Source organism: Bacillus sp. DE0042 (genome assembly GCF_007680225.1).
Lineage (GTDB): Bacteria > Bacillota > Bacilli > Bacillales > Bacillaceae_G > Bacillus_A > Bacillus_A wiedmannii.
The window spans coordinates 963,284-984,022 of sequence record NZ_VEJP01000001.1; the positions used below are offsets into that span (position 1 = coordinate 963,284).

At 33.6% G+C, this 20,739-nt stretch carries 19 protein-coding genes and 1 pseudogene; 7 read left to right on the forward strand and 13 right to left on the reverse strand.

Features of this window, described 5'->3' with window-relative positions:
• Positions 1 to 31: 31 nt before the first annotated feature.
• Both FS802_RS04640 and FS802_RS04645 read right to left on the reverse strand, forming a co-directional pair.
• The gene (locus FS802_RS04640; RefSeq protein WP_144524899.1) at positions 32 to 937 is read right to left on the reverse strand and encodes a DMT family transporter; all 906 of its coding nucleotides are present in this window, start codon (positions 935 to 937) and stop codon (positions 32 to 34) included.
• Positions 938 to 1,080: 143 nt separating this feature from the next.
• On the reverse strand, positions 1,081 to 2,118 hold the full coding sequence (locus tag FS802_RS04645; RefSeq protein ID WP_144524901.1) for a glycosyl hydrolase family 18 protein: 1,038 nt from the start codon (positions 2,116 to 2,118) through the stop codon (positions 1,081 to 1,083).
• Between the two features lie 804 nt (positions 2,119 to 2,922).
• On the opposite strand from FS802_RS04645, the gene FS802_RS32030 reads away from it, so the two are divergent.
• Positions 2,923 to 3,171, forward strand: a complete 249-nt coding sequence (locus FS802_RS32030; RefSeq protein WP_260989058.1) for a hypothetical protein — start codon at positions 2,923 to 2,925, stop codon at positions 3,169 to 3,171.
• A gap of 155 nt (positions 3,172 to 3,326) precedes the next feature.
• The gene (locus FS802_RS04655) at positions 3,327 to 3,968 is read left to right on the forward strand and encodes a TetR/AcrR family transcriptional regulator (protein WP_088045712.1); all 642 of its coding nucleotides are present in this window, start codon (positions 3,327 to 3,329) and stop codon (positions 3,966 to 3,968) included.
• Between the two features lie 675 nt (positions 3,969 to 4,643).
• On the opposite strand, the gene topB is transcribed toward FS802_RS04655, so the two are convergent.
• A complete protein-coding gene (topB, locus tag FS802_RS04660) occupies positions 4,644 to 6,788 on the reverse strand; it encodes a DNA topoisomerase III (RefSeq protein WP_078183601.1) in 2,145 nt (714 codons plus the stop codon).
• Between the two features lie 332 nt (positions 6,789 to 7,120).
• Between topB and FS802_RS04670 the strand changes: the two genes are divergently transcribed.
• Entirely contained in the window at positions 7,121 to 7,666 is a 546-nt protein-coding gene (locus FS802_RS04670) for a hypothetical protein (RefSeq protein WP_078183602.1), read from the forward strand.
• A 187-nt stretch (positions 7,667 to 7,853) separates the two neighbouring features.
• Here FS802_RS04670 and FS802_RS04675 read toward each other — a convergent pair whose 3' ends face one another.
• Positions 7,854 to 9,137 carry an aminopeptidase P family protein gene (locus FS802_RS04675; RefSeq protein WP_078183603.1) on the reverse strand — a complete coding sequence of 428 codons (1,284 nt, stop codon included), beginning with the start codon at positions 9,135 to 9,137 and terminating at the stop codon, positions 7,854 to 7,856.
• A 221-nt stretch (positions 9,138 to 9,358) separates the two neighbouring features.
• Here FS802_RS04675 and FS802_RS04680 point away from each other — a divergent pair, with 221 nt between their 5' ends.
• Both FS802_RS04680 and FS802_RS04685 read left to right on the forward strand, forming a co-directional pair.
• Positions 9,359 to 10,291 (forward strand): F510_1955 family glycosylhydrolase, encoded by a 933-nt coding sequence (locus FS802_RS04680; RefSeq protein WP_078183604.1) that lies wholly within the window; start codon positions 9,359 to 9,361, stop codon positions 10,289 to 10,291.
• Positions 10,292 to 10,306: 15 nt separating this feature from the next.
• Positions 10,307 to 11,023 carry an urease accessory protein UreH domain-containing protein gene (locus FS802_RS04685; protein ID WP_222129163.1) on the forward strand — a complete coding sequence of 239 codons (717 nt, stop codon included), beginning with the start codon at positions 10,307 to 10,309 and terminating at the stop codon, positions 11,021 to 11,023.
• A 45-nt stretch (positions 11,024 to 11,068) separates the two neighbouring features.
• Here the strand turns inward: FS802_RS04685 and FS802_RS04690 are convergent, their stop codons facing one another.
• A complete protein-coding gene (locus FS802_RS04690) occupies positions 11,069 to 11,941 on the reverse strand; it encodes a LysR family transcriptional regulator (protein WP_001100316.1) in 873 nt (290 codons plus the stop codon).
• Positions 11,942 to 12,084: 143 nt separating this feature from the next.
• Here FS802_RS04690 and FS802_RS04695 point away from each other — a divergent pair, with 143 nt between their 5' ends.
• Together FS802_RS04695 and FS802_RS04700 are read left to right on the forward strand one after the other, a co-directional pair.
• Positions 12,085 to 12,792: an alpha/beta fold hydrolase gene (locus tag FS802_RS04695; protein ID WP_000109161.1), complete on the forward strand. Its 708-nt coding sequence runs from the start codon at positions 12,085 to 12,087 to the stop codon at positions 12,790 to 12,792.
• A 146-nt stretch (positions 12,793 to 12,938) separates the two neighbouring features.
• Entirely contained in the window at positions 12,939 to 13,169 is a 231-nt protein-coding gene (locus FS802_RS04700) for a DUF896 domain-containing protein (protein WP_000789778.1), read from the forward strand.
• Positions 13,170 to 13,219: 50 nt separating this feature from the next.
• On the opposite strand, the gene FS802_RS04705 is transcribed toward FS802_RS04700, so the two are convergent.
• From FS802_RS04705 to FS802_RS04740, 8 genes and pseudogenes are all read right to left on the reverse strand, one after another.
• Positions 13,220 to 13,699, reverse strand: coding sequence for a CcdC family protein (locus FS802_RS04705; protein ID WP_000561059.1), 480 nt, complete (start codon positions 13,697 to 13,699; stop codon positions 13,220 to 13,222).
• A gap of 15 nt (positions 13,700 to 13,714) precedes the next feature.
• Positions 13,715 to 14,110 carry a DUF2871 domain-containing protein gene (locus FS802_RS04710; RefSeq protein WP_098275097.1) on the reverse strand — a complete coding sequence of 132 codons (396 nt, stop codon included), beginning with the start codon at positions 14,108 to 14,110 and terminating at the stop codon, positions 13,715 to 13,717.
• A 165-nt stretch (positions 14,111 to 14,275) separates the two neighbouring features.
• Positions 14,276 to 15,620 (reverse strand): annotated as a pseudogene (locus tag FS802_RS04715) (IS3 family transposase).
• 75 nt (positions 15,621 to 15,695) lie between these two features.
• A complete protein-coding gene (locus tag FS802_RS04720; protein WP_000358539.1) occupies positions 15,696 to 16,091 on the reverse strand; it encodes a cytidine deaminase in 396 nt (131 codons plus the stop codon).
• Between the two features lie 33 nt (positions 16,092 to 16,124).
• A complete protein-coding gene (locus FS802_RS04725; protein WP_001983022.1) occupies positions 16,125 to 17,426 on the reverse strand; it encodes a pyrimidine-nucleoside phosphorylase in 1,302 nt (433 codons plus the stop codon).
• 36 nt (positions 17,427 to 17,462) lie between these two features.
• Positions 17,463 to 18,644 carry a NupC/NupG family nucleoside CNT transporter gene (locus FS802_RS04730; RefSeq protein ID WP_000876170.1) on the reverse strand — a complete coding sequence of 394 codons (1,182 nt, stop codon included), beginning with the start codon at positions 18,642 to 18,644 and terminating at the stop codon, positions 17,463 to 17,465.
• Between the two features lie 102 nt (positions 18,645 to 18,746).
• Positions 18,747 to 19,418 (reverse strand): deoxyribose-phosphate aldolase, encoded by a 672-nt coding sequence (gene deoC, locus FS802_RS04735; RefSeq protein WP_001017444.1) that lies wholly within the window; start codon positions 19,416 to 19,418, stop codon positions 18,747 to 18,749.
• A gap of 307 nt (positions 19,419 to 19,725) precedes the next feature.
• Positions 19,726 to 20,673 carry a DNA-binding transcriptional repressor DeoR gene (locus FS802_RS04740; protein ID WP_048543254.1) on the reverse strand — a complete coding sequence of 316 codons (948 nt, stop codon included), beginning with the start codon at positions 20,671 to 20,673 and terminating at the stop codon, positions 19,726 to 19,728.
• Positions 20,674 to 20,739 lie beyond the last annotated feature (66 nt).

Below are 20,739 nucleotides of genomic sequence, written 5' to 3' on the forward strand. Positions count from 1 at the left end.
CACTCTACATTATTAAATTAGTTTTAAAACATCATTTAGGCACTACTCTACCTTGATGAGGTGTCATATCACCTTTATAAGAAACATAACTGTGTGCCATCATTCCTAGCATTATTATAAACATACCGCACCAAGATAAAATAGACGGAACAGAAGAATGTAATAAAACTAACTCTCCGATAACAGCAAAAAGTACTTCCATAGATTGTGTCGCTTCAACAGTGGCTAGTTTTTGCATATCTCCTCTTACCATTTCAGTTGCTTTGAAAAATAAAATAGTTCCAATTACACCTGAACAAGTAGCAACTAAGAGAGACTGTATAGTTTGTCCTTTACTAGGCATTCCTGATGTGAAAAAACCATACAAGGATAATAAAACCCAAAATGGCAAGCTAGCTAATGTCATTCCAAGCACACGTTGATAAGTATCCAGACGGTCTCCACAAACCTCCATCATTTTACGATTACCTAATGGATAAGCAAAAGAAGCCACAATAACAGGGATAATACCAAACAAAATGTCTTTTACAGCAAGAAATTTCGCTTGCTCCATTTGCATAAGCACAATGCCAAGAAGAATAATAAGTGACATACCCATCCCTTTTATTGGTATTTCTCCTCTTTTCTTGTGAATTCCATCTGATGTTTGAATGTTTTGGATGAAAAAAGGCGCTAATAAAGCTCCTGATATAATCGTAATTTGCCATGTTCCAGCAATTATCCATCCTGGTGCATGTGCAGCTGCAAAACATAATGGAGCGTAAAACAGGAAAAATCCTACAAAACTCCAAAGAACCCACGTTCCTAGATTTTCTCTCATAACTTGTAATAGTTGCTTTAATTTTTTTCTACTTATAACAATAAGTAAAAGGAATGGAATCATGAAAATAAACCTTAGTGACGCACTCCATATCCAATTACCGCCTGATAATTCCATCGCTCGATTAATTGTAAATGTAAAAGAAAAAAAGAACGCACCACAAATTCCTAAAAAATCGGAAGTAAATTCCTCACCTCAATCTGCTTCATGAGTCAGTACCTCCCAATACTTAACCAGTTTTTTGATACTATCTAGATAGGTTATTTTAAACCATTAGAGACTGCTGTCCAGAATTGTTTGTTCTCTTTCCCTATTGCATAAACAGAAACCCCAGCAAGATTCTTTGTAATTGTATAGTGAGTTTTTTGTTTTATACTTGTTTCATCTTCATACCAAACTTCATGCTTATGATGATTATTATCCGTATAAGTAAATACCATTGAACCAGATGCTACATCACGATGCGGTGTTGCGTTCGTCTTTTGAATAAGTTCATTTACATCCTTCCATGCAAGCATCTTATTATTGTTTTTATCATTCAGATCCCAATCATTCCCATAAGCTGGTATACCCATAATGATTTTTTTGTTGTCTACCACTCTAGTAGTGTAACTTAGATTTTCTTCTAACCATGGTTTACTAATAGTAGATCCTGGTTCACTCCACGTACCATGCTCATCATAAGTCATTACTTGAAGGAAATCTGCATTTTTACCTAATTGGGCATAATCGAATGGCCATGTCCAAGTATTCCAATGATTATCCTCACTTTTGGCAGGAACCGATACCATAACAGAATGACCTGAACTATGGAATTTTTTTGATGTTTCTTTTACAAAAGTAGTAAGTAAGTCACGATCTTCCGGCTTAATATTTTCTAAGTCAATATTTACGCCGTCATATTTATATTTAACAACTATACTATATATTTGATTTATTAATTTATTTCTTTTTGCTGGGTTAGAAAGAACGTTATGAGCTAACTCTGAATCAAAGTAATTAATATTATTATTAAAGTTAGATAAAGCTGCATAACTTTTTATTTTATTATTTTGTGAATAGGACAATACTTCCTTGGGTACTTCACCATCTACAGTACCATCTGAATAAAAGAAAAAGTTGTCGGTCGATACTTGATTCATTACTGGCTGTGTTACTTTTAGTGAATCAGTGGATGTACCATATACTGTATATCCAAGAACAATAGGTTCTTCTGTACTAGCTGCAGAGGCTGAAATGGTATGACATGCCATAATTGCAGATAGACTCAAAGCTGTTAAGTATTGTTTTAATTTCATTTTTTCTTACCCCTTTATGCTTTAAAATTCGAGAAATCAACATACTATTACTTAACTTTTAATACATTTAATTTTGTATAAATAATTAGTTAAATATAATGTAAATAGCTCTTAGCTTATTTCTCTAACAAAAGCCTTATTCTACTAATTACACCGCGCGCGCTTACATAGTGTAAACAGTACTAACATATAGTAACTACAATATTTTGAAAAGTCAACACGTTTTTTGAATTTAATATTTTTAAAACAATATAGTTTCATATGCAACTTTATATACCGGTGATTTCTAACATTAATTCATAAGAAAATATTTTAGTAAAAAATATTACTATAAAAAAATACTTTGTCCAGACTCCTTTCTAAAGTCGCCTTGGTGATTTTACATGTCATTTTTCTTATCTGCCAAACAAATAATTCGACTTTATATTTGAGGTGTAGAACTTAAATTATCTAAAAATTACAATGTGTAATCACATATATATAATTCAAGTTGCTAAGGTAAATACATAATATTAACACCATTTACACTCAAAGAATAACAGCTTGGGAAATTACAAAAAATCTAGCAGGTTTATTGAATGAAAAAAAATTAGGGGCATATCAAACATTACTTTAGAAGGAACTATCAGTTTAGGAGGAGTAATAGCTTTTACATCAACAAATGCATGTGCAGCTGAGCTTTCAAAACCCAAGTATAATATCTCTACTGAATCACAATTTTCAAAAAAGGGAGAAAACAAGAAAGCGGGTAAGAGTTTTGGTACCAATCTGAATGTAAGTGTAGATGTTTTAGGAATTGCTAATATGATTAGAGATTCTATTAATAGCAGTGCTAACCGAGCAAGATTTGTAAAAGAGGTTAAAGAGTCAGCATTTTATGGGGCAGTTCAACAATATAATGTTATGGTTTTTAACCTATATCAAGGCTACAATTACAATTTTAAAGGGGTTAAATTCTTTGCTACAACAGTATATGATGGAATAACTTATGGAATTTGGGTATTTGAAAGTGGTAAATTTACTAACGAAGGTGATGGTGGTTGGCGATATTAATTGGCATTTATAGGTTTGGGAAATAGGATCGGTAACACAGTATAATATTACAAACCAAAAACCTTATAGTTACCATTGATTTGTAATTTATTTCATATTAAAATAAGGGGTAATATTAATGAATTAAAACTATTTACAATATGGAGTGCAAATTAATGGTCTCAACATGGGAACTAGAATTAGAACAAATTCGTAATGGTAGAAGAAAACAAATTTTAGATGTTGCATTAGAGTTGTCCTTAGAAAAGGGATTAATGGATATTACTATTGTGGATATTGTGAAGCGTGCAAAAATTAGTAGGGTTACCCTTTACAAATATTACAAATCCATTCATGAGATTTTATTTAATGTTCAAATCAGAATTTTAACAGAATTATTAGAAGCGGAGAAAGCAGAAGTTCAAAAAGGTACTAATGCTTTTGAAAAGATGGAAGCCCTCTTTGAATTTATAAGTCATCAATTCAAAGAAAACCCCTCACAGTTCCGCTTTATAGGTTTGTTTGATCAACTTTATTCAAAATCATATCCTACACCAGAATTAGAAGAAAAATATACGTCTATTACAGGACAATCTTTATTCTCATTCCAAGAATTAGTTGAAGAAGGAATAAAAGATGGTTCATTCCGTAAAGATATCGATTCTCGATTACTTGCCTTAACTATTACTCATATCTTATTAGGTACTTTATACAGAATGGCTACTAGAAGCGAGGTATATGAGAAAGAAAGTATAGATTGTTCTGATCAATTGTTACAAACTTTAATTAGCTTTTTAATTACTTCTATTTCTCACTGATGGCTATACTAGCTTTTCTTATAATTCAAAAAGCTACGTATACTTTATTATTAAATTTGAAACCTAACAGTTTATTATTAAAAATAAAAAAAGAAACCCCATTCCATATGCAGTGACCCCCTGTCAAGTAGACAGGATTTAAAAAGCGCAACTAAGCAACCTGAGTTCTATATTTATATGGACTCAGGTTATTTAATTTCTTTTGAAATCTTTGATGATTATAAAAAGTATATATTTGCGCACGGAAAATTTAACCTTATCCGCTTTGCGGAAGGAATATTATTGTCCTTGAGAAAAAACTCAAACAATTTTATGATCCCTATATACTAAAAAAGAATTAATCAGAAAAAACTTTATCAGAATAATAACGAACAGAAAATTATTTCCTTCTGATTTTTCTCTAGCCTAGTTAATTGTTCCCCAGTCTAATTAATTTTTCCTTTTGGACACTTCAATTGGACCAAGCTATATTAAATTAATATGGTGGAAAATTGTTTCCACCATATACAATGCACCTTCATACCCAGATGTTCCAGATAAATATAGCTTGACTAATTGTAGAAAAAGCATGACATAAATTTGTCATGCTTTTTCTTTTCTATAAATATTTTTTCAAACCTAGTCTGTTACAGAAGCTTTTACTCAAGAAAGAACTTTTTTATTTATTGACACCACTTAATTCTCAAACACAAAATTCATCTTATTATCTTTCCACTCTAACTTCGCATCAAATGTTTTCTCGCCCTTTTTAAAGCCTTTAATTAAATCGGTCTTCTCACCTTTTAAAAGCTTTGTCATATTCTTTTGCGAAATTGTTTTGCTTAATATTTTCTTCGAAATGGTAAAATCACATTGTGTCGTGTTGTAGTTAGAACAACCGTAAAACGTTGACTTATCAATCACATCGCCATCACATTTTTTACAGCTACCAACCTTTTTCCCTGTTGTAAATTTCGATCCTTTTCGTTCAATCGATTCAACATGTAGTCCAGTGAAATCCCATTTCTCATACATTTCCACTGCATCTTCAATAATTTTAGCTGATAGCTTTTTCGTTTGCTCCATAAATGTAGCTGGTGATGCTGTGCCTTCACCAATTTCCGCAAGGCGCTGCTCCCATTTCGCTGTCATTTCTGGTGAAGCTAGTATTTTATCACCGATTGCGGTAATTAATACTTTCCCTTTATCGGTTGCGTACACTTGATTTTTCTGCACATCTATATATTTACGATCTTTCAGCATCGTAATAATACCCGCACGCGTTGCCTCAGTACCTAAACCTTCTGTTTTCTTTAATACTTTCTCCAGCTCTTCATTCTCTAAATACTTACCGGCCGTTTTCATTAACGTAATAAGTTGTCCTTCTGTATAACGCTTCGGCGGCTGTGTTTTTCCTTCTTTCACTTTCACCTTTACAACTTTTCCTTGTTCACCTTCTGCGACAATTGGAAGAATTGTTTCGTCATCTTTATCGTCTTGGAAAATAACTTTACGCCAACCTTCTTGAATTTGCTGTTTTCCTTTTGAAATGAATTCAGCACGTTCATCTACAAGAGTTGTAATCGTTGTGTAGTCAAAGATTGCTACTTCATAATGCGCCGCAATCAGTCTTCTTACGATCATATCGTAAATTTTCTTTTCATCACCTGATAGTTTGCTTGGATTTGTAACTTGCTCTGTCGGAATAATAGCGTAGTGATCTGTCACTTTTTTTTCATTCACATAACGCTTATTATTCATAATCGATTCAACTGGAGCTGGTAATAAACCTTTATATTCATCAAACTGACTTAACTTCTGTAAAATATCAGGGAACGTCGCTGCTTCTCCTTGTGTAACATAGTTAGAATCCGAACGAGGATAAGAAACTATTCCTTTTTGATATAGTGCTTGTGTTATATCAAGCGTCTTTTTCGGTGAAAATTTAAAAGCTTTATTAGCTGTCGCTTGCAGTGCTGATAAATTAAATAAAAACGGCGGCTGAAACTCTTTACGCTCCGTTTTCATTTCTTTTACTACGGCCGGTTTCCCTTGGCAAAATGCTGCAATTTTATTTGCCATATCAGGGTCTTGTAAGCGGGATTCACTATCCTTCTCCCATTTCCCCTCATACTTCTTTCCTTCTATATTAAAGGTTGCGAACACTTCCCAAAACGGCTCAGACTTAAAGTTCTCTATTTCTTTTTCACGCTTTACAATTAATGCGAGTGTCGGTGTTTGTACACGACCAGCTGAAAATACATCGTTCATTCCTTTTTTCTTTAGCAAAATACTAAAGACACGCGATGCATTCATACCAACGACCCAGTCCGCACATGACCTTGTATACGCCTCATAGTACGTATTAATTGTATCTGCTTCATCTAATAAATTTTTAAATCCTTGGTATATAGCTTGTTTCGTTAAAGAAGAAATCCAAAGACGCTTCATCGGCTTTTGCACGTTACAAAGATTAATAATATTTCGTACGATCAATTCCCCTTCACGCCCAGCATCGCCCGCGTGAATAATTTCTGTTACCTGAGGATTATGTAACAGCTGTTTCACAACATTAAATTGCTTATACTTTGACTTTGTTACTTCAAATTGAAAACGTTCAGGAATCATTGGTAACGTATTAAGTGACCATTTTTTCCACTCTGCGTGATAATGCTCTGGATTACATAACTGCGTCAAATGACCAATTGCCCATGTACAGTACGCTCCATTTGGAAATAACTCATTCGCTTCTACTTCTAAATATCCATCTTTCCGGCGGTATTTAAATTGTGAAACAAGAGCCAAACCTTGATCTGGTTTCTCGGCAATAATTAATTTCATTTTATAACTCCCTATCTGTATTCCAGTGTTACTTTCATTGTCTATCTGTTTAGAAGCGATGATAAAACAACAATCTTATTTATCATTCGCGGTTTGTCTCGCAAATGGGAGACCTATAATATTATACGCTTATTCTTTATGGCTTCACAATAGAAACTCTTCATTTAACTCTTACATTCACATGCTCATAATTAAAAAGACGTCCCAAAAAATCAGAAGCCTTCTTGCTTACATTTATGAAATTGTGCAGATAATATGCAGATATACATAAGCATAAGTACTCTCCATATGAACATATGATGAAATGAATGATAGGACAGGGAGGTATCATAATGTTCGCTTACACCTTAACCGCCTTAACACTTTGTTGTATCTCGATTCTTATTACATCATATATATCTAAACGCAAGGGTACCCTAATGGAGTATATGGTATTTATTATGTCTTTTAGTATGAGTACGGGTTTAAGTATCGGTTTTTATTTAGGTATTCTTTTTAAAGGTGAATTACTATATTCTACTTTGCTTGCGATTTTGATTAGTAGTTGTATCGGTTTTTTAGTCGGTCTACGTTTTCACCTATATACTGCTTTAGAAGGAATGTTCTCTGGATTAATGGCAAGTATGATGGGAGCAATGATTACAGAAATGTTAAACGCTCAACAAGCTCATAGTATACTGTTTATTAGTCTTTTACTTACTATAACAATAACTATGTCATGTATGATTCAACTTTTATCAGACACCTTTTCTACTTTTATTCAACGGCGTTTTTTGTTATTACTATCAATTAGTGTGATAATTATCGTTGCCGTATTCGTGACATTCCCAGATCATACTCCCCCACCTTCACCTGGGCATGATCAACATATACATTGATACTTGCACCGAAAATGAATAAGCAGCTATCCATAGGATAACTGCTTCATATTAATCTGGCTTATTAGGAATGTTTGGTTTTGGAACATAATCAGATTTATAAACAGAAAATGCTTTTCGAAAAAATATCGAGGTTTAAAATGAACAAAATAAAAAGACGCCCAAAATTGAGCGCCTCTTCTAATGATTATTTCGTAACAACTTCATCCTTTTTTACATTTACATTGTTTTCTCTCATAAACGCTTCAATCTCTTTAACTTCTCTAATAATATCTTTTGACAAGTTTTCATGTCCGTCTTTCGTTACAAGAATATCATCTTCAATACGAATTCCAATTGATTCTTCTTCAATATAAAGACCAGGTTCAATTGTTATAACCATGCCTTCTTCTAATACTCTATCTTTGTATGTCCCTACATCATGCGTATCTAAACCAAGGAAATGGCTAACACCATGATAATAGTATTTAGATAGTTCCTCGTCTTCTTGAATTAAACCAATTTCTTTACACTCTTCTGCTAGTACCTTTTTTGTATGCTCATTTAATTCAGCAAACTTTACTCCTGGCTTAATGAGTTCTGTTGTTTCTTTCAATGCTTTTAATACAATATTATACATTTGTTTTTGGCGACTAGAGAATGTTCCATTTGCCGGGAATGTATAACTAATATCAGCATTATAGTAATCTTTTTGAGCGCCTAAATCTAGCAGTACTAAATCACCATTTTGAATTTGTGCATCATTATCTTCATAATGAAGAACTGTAGCATTTTTCCCACTTGCCAAAATCGTATTGAATGCATGATGCTTAATGCCAGATGACTTCAATGTGAAATCAAACTGAGCTTCTAATTCATACTCCATTATGTCTGCTTTTGCATGCTTAAGTACGTTGTAAATGCCCTCTTTCGTTACAGCAATCGCTTCTTTAATAATTTCAACTTCTTCTTCTGTTTTAAACACTCGTAATTCACAAATATTCGGATATACATTACCAATTAAAACGTGTGGATACTGTTCTCTTACATGTTTAGCAAAAGCATGCGTTTTGGTCTCCGTACCATTCCACTCACGACGCTCTAAATCTAAATATAGATGCTTCACATTTTCTGTAAAAAGTATATTTGAAATTGTCTTTTCAAAGCTATCTAAATATACAACTTTCTTTATACCTGAAATTTTCTCTGCTTCTTTGTTAGAAACTGTTTTACCGACCCATTTTTCCATGACTGGATCCGATTTTTCAATGAACAGTGTTTCTTCAACACTATTTCCAAACTTCTTCAACATGAAAATAACATTTGGTTCCTCGATTCCTGTTACATAGTAAAAATTTCGATTCGGCACAAATTTATAATGTGCATCCGCTGACATATGAGGTGCTTGTCCAGCAAATAAAATAGTAATAGATTCATCTGGTAATGTGTTTACTAATCGTTCTCTATTTTGAGCAAAAAATGTTGATTTCATAATATTCCCCCTAGCGTTCTATGTATACTGGTAAATCTAATTACCCAATACAATTCATTCTATTATTGTTATAATTTTTCGTCAATTAATAGTACTCATAGTGAAAGGAAATTTTTCATTACTAGGACCACTTACAATCGAAATTATGCATACCACTCCACAATTTCTTGACATTTATTCCATATACTTAAAATCTCATATATAGGAAAGGAGCTACTACTTTGAAACATTATGTAGCAACAGGATTAGCAATTACTTCTTTATTGTTCATTACAGGATGTTCTAGCAACGCAGAAACAGCAAATACAATTTCGCAAAACTTCTATAAGGAAACTACATTTGGAAAAATCGAGCACATTCACGGAATTGGCTATGCAGGAAATATGCCTGGGGTTTCTATCGCCACTCATAGCGGGATAAAAGTTTATCAAAATGGAAAATGGCTTGAAACTAAGACTGAGCTACATGATTATATGGGATTTCAGGCAACGAAGAACGGATTCTTTGCCAGCGGTCATCCTGCACCAGGCGCAAATTTAAAAAATCCTTTAGGGTTAATGAAAAGTTCTGATGGCGGTAATACCCTTGAAAAGCTAGCTTTTTATGGAGAATCTGATTTTCATAACCTTGCTGTCGGATACAATACGGAAGCAATTTATTTATACAATGAGCGTCCTAATTCCAAATTGCAACAAGGCTTTTATTTCAGTACGAACAACGGTCAAGAATGGAAAAATAGTAAGTTAAAAGGTCTTTCAAGTACAATTCATTCCTTTTCAGTACATCCTGATCAGTCTAGTGTAGTCGCGGTAAGTGCTAAAGACGGTGTTTACTTATCTACAGATTACGGAAATACATTTGAACTATTCTCTACATCACTTGAATCGACCGCAGTTACATTAAGTAATGAAGATGTTATTTACTCCCCTATCAATAAGCAAATAATAACGAAGAAATCAATTGCTACAAATGAAGAGACAAATATACAAATTCCACCTTTAGATCCTAAAGATGCAATTATGTATATTTCACAAAACCCTCAAAATTCAGCTGAAATAGTATTTGCTACAATGAAAGCAAATGTGTTCCTTTCTGCAGATGATGGTACAACGTGGAAGCAGATTACTAAGGAGGGCGCATTCCAATTTAATTAGAAAGGTGAATATAACGTGTTTTCAACAATTAGTGAATGGAGCTATCAACTCATGTCTCCTTTAATGGATGTCGCGAGTGCTACGAAATCAGTACCTCTATTATTTCCGTTTTTATTAGGCGTAGTAGGAACCCTTGCTCCTTGCCAATTAACAGGAAACATTAGCGCTGTTACACTTTATAGCAATCAATCTTTACAAAAAGGACATGCATGGAAACATATATTGTTATTCATTTTAGGAAAAATAATAGCTTTTACAACGATTGGACTACTAGTATGGTTTTTAGGAAAAGAGTTTCAGCAAACATTAACTTTGTACTTCCCATGGTTACGAAAAATAATTGGACCTTTATTAATTTTAATGGGGTTAATGTTGGCAGGTATTATAAAGAGCAGAAGTTTCTTCTCGATCAAATTTATACGAAAACAAAATGAAGTTGGCTCATTTTTACTTGGATTCTTCTTTTCCTTAGCTTTCTGTCCGACCATGTTCGTTCTATTTTTTGGAACGTTAATCCCTTTATCTTTCTCATATAATTATGGTTACTTGTTTCCAACATTCTTTTCGATAGGAACTGCTCTACCAATCGTTGTCCTTATGTTCATCATCTTCTACCTCGGATTAAACGGAGCATTACTGAAAAAGAGCCGAAAAATAGGGAAAATTATTCAGCTTATAGCCGGTGTTCTTCTGATATTAATCGGACTTTATGATACTACTCTTTATTGGTAATACATACAAAGGGTAAGCTTCAGTGAAATGAGCTTACCTTTTGTATCATTTTTTCTTTTGTTGTAGTTGATTTAGTAAATTCTTAACAAACGCTAAGAACAGCGGATCATTCTCTTTTTTAGGTGACCATTGCATAATAAGTTGTCGTGGAATTTTAATTTCTATCGGTTGCACGATAAAGTCATGAATGATTTGTTTATGCAGTCCTGATAACGGAACGATTGTTATACCGTTAACTTGTACAGTAAGTGCTAATGCCGAGCTAATTGACTCTGACTCCATCACTTTATTAACTGTTATTTCATTTTTCATCAAATATGGTTCAAGTACTTCTTTACAACCAGAAAGCGGCATAATAAAAGGATAATTTTTCAACTCTTTAATAGTAAGGTTAGGTGGAATTGTCTTTGAAGAAACCATAACATAAGGATCTTCACCAATAACTTCATAATGAAATCCTGGTATTAAATTTTCTTTTATAGAAATAGAAAAATCAGCACTTCCAGAAGACAGCCAATCTAATACTTCTTGATAGCTTCCTTCTCGAACTGCAAGCACGTACTGACTTTGATCAATATTACCTAGTTGGATACACTCCGCCAAACAATATACAGTAACGGAAGGATACGTAGCTAGTACAATCTTATACAAGCTTCTATTTTTTAATTGTAAAACTGTTTCTTCAAGGTTTTCATACTCCATTAGAAGTCGATCTACACAAACTAAAAATTCCTTTCCATTTTCAGTTAACATCGTTCCTTGTCTAGAGCGATCAAATAAAGTTAAAGCATATCGTTTCTCTAATTTGTTTATGATATGAGTTATAGCGGGCTGTGTCATATGTAATTCTTTCGCTGCTAAACTAATGCTGTTCAACCGAGCCACATTTTTAAAAACTTTAAAATCAAAAACGTTCATTCTGTTCTCCTTATATAAAAGATATTTATATCATCTATAAATAACCTTCATTATATTTATCAAACCACTTCCTATACACTAAGTATACATCATCAATATTACGAAAAAATAAGGCATATAAACATTAGAGGAGTGTTGATTAAATGAGTACTTACATTTTAATACATGGAGCATGGCAAGGTGAATGGGCATGGGAATTAGTAAAACCTCAACTAGAGGCTTTCGGACATACAGTTGTTACACTAGACTTACCTGGAAGTGGAAAAGATATGACTCCATCACAAAATATAACGCTAGATTCTTATGTTAATGCAGTAACAGCTACTATAGATCAACAAAATGAAAAAATTATTCTTGTTGGACATAGTATGGGTGGAATTGTAATCACGCAAACAGCTGAACTTATACCAAATAAAATCGATAAATTAGTATATCTTTGCGCATTCTTACCACAAAACGGAGAAAGTCTTAGTAGTAAATTAGATGGTGAAGCTGGTCCACAATTCTCAATTAATGAGAATGACATGACTGCAGAACTTATACCAGAGTTGACTGAACAAACATTTTTAAATGCTACAGAAAATGCAGCTATTAAAGAATCTTCTTTCAAACAAATGCGTCCTCAGCCACTAGGACCGTTTCAACAAGAGCTAAAAATTTCTGAAGAAAACTTCGGAACTATAGATCGCATTTATATTGAAACAACTCTAGATAGAGCGATTCCAATTGATTTTCAGCGCCGAATGAATACAGAAACTCCTTGCGCGAAGGTTATTACTTTAGAAGCTGATCATTCACCGTTCTTCTCTAAAACATCAGAACTTGTTAGTCACTTACATGAATTAAGCTAAGCTTTATATTTTCCTTGTAGACACCCACTTACTGTAATACGGGTGTCTACTTTTCTTTTACCCTTCTTGACATATTCATATAAAAAAGTTAAAATAACTATAAATTAGTAAGTAACTAATTTAATTTAAAATTAGAGGTGAACAAAATGAAAAACATTTTATTCCGTATTAACGAATTATCAAAAAAAGAAAAAGCATCTGGATTAACAGTTGACGAAAAACAAGAACAACAAATGTTGCGTCAAAACTATACAAAAACATTTCGTGGAAGCTTGGATTCCATTTTATTAAACACAAAAATTGTTGATCAATATGGTCTTAACGTTACACCAGCCGCATTACAAGATGCTCAAATACGTTTAAAATTAAGCAAATGAAATCAAAGCTAAAAAAACAATCGTATAAAACATAAAAAGAGCCGGAATTCCTATTTAGAAATTCCAGCTCTTTTTATTATTTTTTCCAATTTAGTAAATGAGCGATACATCGCAATTCTCCACGAAACAATCATAGCAAATGCGAGTAAGAAAAACATTCCACTTAACTCTGCTAAATCAATTGATTGACTTAAATATGATTTTAACGCTACTCGTACAGCCAATAATCCGACTAAAATAAATATGAATGCTTTTGACGGTTTCATATATATATGTTCACTTCTTATTTCAAACTTAGTTGTTTTAATAAGCAATATAGAGAAAATAAGTCCTATGCTAATCGCCTCTACTATTTCTAACGATGTTAATCGAAACTCCGGTAAGAAGTACATCATTGCGCCAGTACTCATAAAGATTGGTGGTAATATAATTTTCTTTTTCGTTACCGGTTTTTTCGCTGCTTTAAAGCGAAGAAACATGACACCAACAGCCATACAAACTGCTACAATACTTGATAAAAGTGCTATCATACTATCCACTCCTATCTATTTAAAAGATTTTTTAAGTAAAATCATAAACCAAACGAGCCCGATACTTATAATGACATGACCTAATCCAGCCATATGGCTTAGACCGTTAAAGTCAGTTCCGTTTACTTGTAGAAGACCTCTCCATAACATTGTAGCAATAGTAAACATTAATCCTACATTATAAACAACAAACCATGCACGAAAACTCTTTGTTTCATGGACATTAAATACTTTAAATAGAGCCAAAACGATTAAAAAAAAGACGAAGCCGAGCACCAATACGTGTGTATGCACTAATTGCAACATTGTGGATCCTTTAATTCCTTGTGCTTTCGAATACTCTCTTGCAAATACTCCTGATAATAAACCGATAATTAAGTAAATGAATGCTGCATTATATAATTTCTTCATTCTATTCCTCCTGCTGTAAACTTTCTATATTCGCTGCAATCATTTTACGGAAAGTTTATGAACGGAATATGAACAAAATATTACATTCAACTTTTGAAAATAAAAAAGCCATTCCACAATTAATATTTGTGAAGTGACCCCTAAAAGTTAGACACGGTTATTTCATTAGGCAGCTTGATAAAAATGAGTCCGGTATTGCACCGGACTCATTTTTAATTTTGCCTTTATCCGCTTTGCATTATAATAATCTATATATTTTTCTAATTCTATTTTGAAATACTCTACACTTTCAAACTCTTTTACGTAGAGAAATTCAGACTTCAGGATTCCAAAGAAATTCTCCATTACTGCGTTGTCGTAACAGTTGCCTTTACGAGACATACTTTGTACGATACCTCTTTCTTGTAATGCGTGACGGTACTGTTTCATTTGATAATGCCACCCTTGATCTGAATGCATCAATAGTTGGTGATTTTCAGGTAAACATTCTAATGCTACCTCTAACATTTCTGAAACAAGTGAATACGTCGGTCTCGAGCCAATTGTATAAGTAATGATTTCACCATTATACAAGTCTAATACAGGTGATACATAAAGTTTCTCACCGAATAATTTAAATTCCGTAATATCGGTTACCCATTTTTCATTTGGCGCATCTGCCGTAAAATTACGCTCTAAAATATGGGATGCAATTTTACCAACTGTTCCTTTATAAGATTTATATTTTTTCATACGTACAAGGCATTTTAAACCTAACTCTTTCATAATTCGTTGCACTTTTTTATGATTCACTATTTGATTACGGTTGGCTAATTCATCACGAATACGACGATATCCATAACGACCTTCGTGTTCGTCATAAATCGCTTTGATTTCTACTTTTAACTCGGCATCTGAATCGATTCTATCCATTTGTTTTACATAAAAATAATAGGTGCTTCGAGGGATACCCGCTAACTTTACTAATTCTTTCACTTGAAACTCATGCCTTAATTCATAGACTACTTGTGCCTTATCTTGTTTGGTGATTTTTCCTTGTTTTGAACTAAGGCATTCAACCATTTTCCATACGTAAGCGTTCTAATTCAGCTTGTAACGCTTCAACTGAACCTTCTGCCGGAATTTTTTTCGTATCCTGTTTTGTGTTTTTATTTTTCATGGATGGACGCCCCTTTTTCTTTGGTTCAAGGGCATCTAAGCCACCTAATTCAAATTGCTTCTTCCATTGATAAACCGTTGTAAAAGAAGGAATCATGAATATAGCCGCTGTATCCATTAACGATATACCCGATTGAGCCATAAAATTTAGTACGTTTAGTTTAAACTCTACGGTGTAATTTGTATAGACCTCGTGTAAACCTTCTTCTCCATGGAGTTCATATAAGCGCAACCAGTATTGAAATTGTGCCTTTGTAATATGCATCTGTTTTGCATATTCTGCTTGAGAAATTGTTTTTGGATTAAATCCTTGAACGAGCTTGAACTTTGAATCCTTCGTAAATTTTGTCATAAAAAAACTGCACCTCCAATTGTTAGACTGTGTCTAACAATTGGGGTGCAGTTCATTGCGGAATGGCTTTTCAACTTATTTTAAATCTTCTATTGAGAAAGCACCTGGAAGTAATTGCTCAACAGTCACTTCTTTTTCATCACCTTTTACATTCGTTAGTAAAACTGGCATTTTCGGTTCACAGAATTCAGCAATTACTTGTCTACAAGCACCACATGGTGAAATCGGTCCGTCTGTTTCGCCTGTAATAACTAAGTAACTAAAGTCGCGCTCCCCTTCTGATACTGCTTTAAAGATCGCTGTTCTTTCTGCGCAGTTACATAAACCGTAAGAAGCATTTTCTATATTACAACCAGTATAGATTTTACCTTCTTTCGTAACTAATGCTGCACCAACAGGAAATTTCGAATACGGAATATATGCTTTCGATAACATCTTATTTGCTTCTTCAATATATTTTTTCTTATCCATATTATTTCCTCCTTAAAGTAAGTGTAATTATGATTAGTCAGTAATAACTGTATGAACTAATTTAGGAGCCACTGCTGTTTCAGCGATAGAAATGTTCTCATAGATTTTAGCTTTTACATCTTCTACATTTTCGCGATTTGCATAGATTGTTACGAATGGCTCGCCTTCTTTTACTGCATCGCCAACTTTTTTACGTAACATTAATCCTACCGCTAAATCGATTTCATCTTCTTTTGTCGCACGGCCAGCACCAAGTAGCATAGCTGCGATACCAATTTCATCTGCAACAATGTTTGAAATAACACCTGAAGTTTTTGCAGGTACATCAATTACATACTTCGCCTGTGGCATTTTTTCTGGATTGTCTACAATTGAACTATCTCCGCCTTGATTGCTTAAGAACTCTTTAAACTTCTCAGTTGCTTTTCCGTTTTTCATAACTTCAATTAACATTTCACGAGCTTCTTCTAATGTATTTGCTTTTTTCGCAAGTACAACCATTTGACTTCCTAATACGAGTACTAATTCTGTTAAATCTTCTGGACCTTCACCTTTTAACGTATCAATCGCTTCTTTCACTTCTAGAGCGTTACCAATCGCAAAACCAAGCGGTTGTGACATATCTGAAATAACAGCCATTGTTTGACGTCCTACGTTATTTCCGATACGTACCATTGCATGTGCTAATTCTTTTGCATCTTCTTCTGTTTTCATAAATGCGCCAGCACCTGTTTTTACATCAAGTACGATTGCGTCAGCACCAGCTGCAATTTTTTTACTCATAATTGAACTTGCGATTAAAGGAATCGAGTTTACAGTTCCTGTTACATCACGAAGTGCATAGATTTTTTTATCTGCAGGTGTTAAGTTTCCCGTTTGTCCAATAACAGCTACTTTGTCACGGTTTACAATATCAATGAACTGCTCTTTCGTAATTTCAACGTGGAATCCTTCTACCGCTTCTAATTTATCAATTGTTCCGCCTGTATGTCCTAATCCACGACCAGACATTTTTGCTACTGGTACATCTAAAGCAGCTACTAATGGTCCTAATACTAATGTTGTCGTATCACCAACACCGCCAGTTGAATGTTTGTCTACTTTAATTCCTTCAATTGCTGATAAGTCGATTGTTTCTCCAGACTCCACCATTGCCATCGTTAAATCTGCACGTTCACGATCTGTCATATCTTTAAAGAAGATTGCCATTGCAAGTGCACTCACTTGATAATCAGGAATACTTCCGTCTGTATATCCATTAATAAAGAATTTGATTTCTTCAGTCGTTAATTCTTTGCCGTCACGTTTTTTCGCAATAATATCTACCATTCTCATTACAATCACCATTCCTTTTTATATAATATGAATCTGTTAAAATAATAAGCCAACGATTGTTGCTGATAAGAAACTTACTAATGTTGCACCGAAAAGTAATTTCAAACCAAATCTTGCGACTACATTCCCTTGCTTTTCATTTAAGCTCTTAACTGCCCCTGCAATAATTCCAATTGAAGAGAAGTTTGCAAATGAAACTAAGAATACAGATATAATCGCTGTCGTTCTATCTGAGAAATTAAAGTTTCCTTGTGCTAAATCTGTCATAGCGACAAATTCATTTGATACTAATTTTGTTGCCATAATATTTCCGGCATTAACTGCTTCATGCCAAGGTACACCCATAATAAATGCAAATGGTGCAAATACATAACCAAGAATTTCTTGGAATGAAATACCGATTACACCTTTAAATACTGCATTAATGAATGCGATAAGAGCAACGAAACCGACTAACATAGCTGCTACTGTAATCGCAACTTTAAATCCATCTATAATGTATTCCCCTAATACTTCAAAGAAAGTCTTTTTCTCTTCTTCTTGTACTTCTAACATATCTTCTTCTTCAGTAACTTCATAAGGGTTAATGATAGAAGCGATAATAAAACCACCGAATAAGTTAAGCACTAAAGCGGTTACAACATATTGCGGTTTTAATAACACCATATATGATCCAACGATAGACATTGAAACGGTAGACATTGCAGATGCACATAATGTATACATTCTTTTCTCTGGCAATAACCCTAGTTGTTTCTTAACTGAAATAAACACTTCAGATTGTCCTAAAATCGCAGAAGCAACAGCATTATATGATTCTAGTTTCCCCATCCCATTTACTTTACTTAATGCTAGACCGATAGATTTCACAATAATAGGTAATACTTTAATGTGTTGCAAAATACCTATTAAAGCTGATATAAATACGATTGGCATTAATACACTTAAAAAGAACGAAAACTCTTTTTGATTTACTAATCCACCAAATACGAAATTCACACCATCTGCGGCATATTTTAATAACTCTCCAAAACCATCTGCTATTCCGCTAATTAATATATTCCCTACACTTGTATTTAATAATAAAAACCCCAAAATGAATTGTAATATAACCATCGTTATGATTGGGCGATATTTGACTTTCTTTCTATCATTACTAGCAAGCCAAGCGATACCTAAAATCAATACGAGGCCAAAAATACCAATTAAGTATTTCATAAGCCGTCTCCTCCCATTCGTATCCGCTTACATTTTTTTCAATTGTTAGAGCAATAGATACACTTTACTTTGTGTATCTATTGCTTTTGTCTTCATTAATGATTAGTAGTTATCTGTAGCACCTTTTGCATCATTTAATACGATTGCAACACTAGCACTAGCTCCAACGCGAGAAGCTCCAGCAGCTACCATTTTGTCTGCATCTTCACGTGTACGAACGCCACCAGATGCTTTTACACCAACGTTTGGTCCTACTGTTTTACGCATTAATGCGATATCTTCAGCAGTTGCTCCGCCAGTTGAGAATCCAGTTGAAGTTTTTACGAAGTCAGCACCAGCTTTAACTGATAATTCACAAGCGCGTACTTTCTCTTCATCTGTTAGAAGGCAAGTTTCAATGATTACTTTTACAAGAGCTTTTCCTTTTGCTGCTTGTACTACTTCATAAATATCTTTTTCAACGAACTCGTTATCGCCATCTTTTAAAGCGCCTACGTTGATTACCATATCAACTTCAGTTGCACCTTTTGCAATAGCATCTTTTGTTTCGAAAGCTTTTGTTTCAGTAGTGCTTGCTCCTAATGGGAAACCGATTACAGTACAAACATCTACATCATGTCCAGCTAATTCTTCAGCAGCTAGCTTTACCCATGTAGGGTTAATACAAACAGAAGCGAATTTATATTCCTTTGCTTCTTCGATTACTTTCATAACATCTTCTTTTGTAGTATTAGCTTTTAAAATTGTATGGTCAATTAACTTTGCAATATTCATTATCTTCACTCCTCATATCTTTTAACAACTTCATTCTAACTCTTAGTTGAACAAATGTAAATACACTTTTGAAATTTTGTTCATTCTTTTCAAAAAGGAATTTTCTTGTAGTAAATAAAGCGCATTCTAACTAAGAAACAATTCCTATTTAAAATCAAAACTTTTATATTAACAATGGTAGTATGTATCTCAATATCCATAATTATTTTTAAAAAGGCAATTTGCATTCAAAAAACACTCCCATAATTCATACATAACAAAATAAAAGGCTTTCTCAAAATTAACATCTTGAGAAAGCCTTTTATTTCTAACCTTTTTGATAATGTAACAATTCTTTTGCTGTATGCTGATCGATAATTAATACATTTGCATACCCGCCACGTAACGCACCATCAATTGCTTTTATTTTTCTATTACCACCAGCAACTAAAATAGAACGTTTCTTTAATTTCAGTTCTTCTAACTCAATTCCAATTGTACGCTGATTAATCTCTTCGCTACTAATCTTTCCGTCTCCATCAAAGAAACGTGAACAAATGTCACCGACCGATTGTTTTTTGAGCAAATTCGTTTCATCCATATCGAAATAACCTAATCGGAATAATAGTGCTTCGTCTCTCACTGTTCCTACAGTGAAAATTGCAACATTCGCTTGTTTCCCCATTTCGATAATGTGATGAATATGTCGATCCTGCTCTACTAATTCTTTTGTCACTGCATTATCAAATATAACTGGAAGGGGTAGATTTCTTGGCGTCGTTTGAAAAGCATCTGCAAATAAAGCAATCGTTTCATTCGCATATGTATTTACACTCGAATGACTAATACCGCCTTTTAACTGAACAACTTCTACACCTTTTACATGTTGCGGTACGATTTTTCTAGCGATTTCATACATCGTCATTCCCCAGCTTACACCAACGATATCACCGTTTTTAACCGTCTTTTCCATATACTCAGCTGCATATTTACTAATATACTCTGTAATCGTTGCATATTCTGGCACTGGTGAAAAAACGACATGCGCCTCTAACAAGTTGTACTTTTCTTTCAGTAAATTTCCAACGTTATCTAAATCAGCAAATGGATCGGCTATGCTAATTTGAACAAATCCTTTTTCTTTCGCGTACTTTAATAATCTAGAGATAGTCGGTCTTGAAATATTTAATTTATTAGCAATTTCTTGCTGACTATAATCTGATTGATAATATAATCTTGCAACTTCAACGCTTAATTGTTGTTTATCTTTATCCATAGTAACTCATTACATATCCTTTCCTGTATTTCCTTTTCGTTACAAGCATTATACAGCTTTATGCAA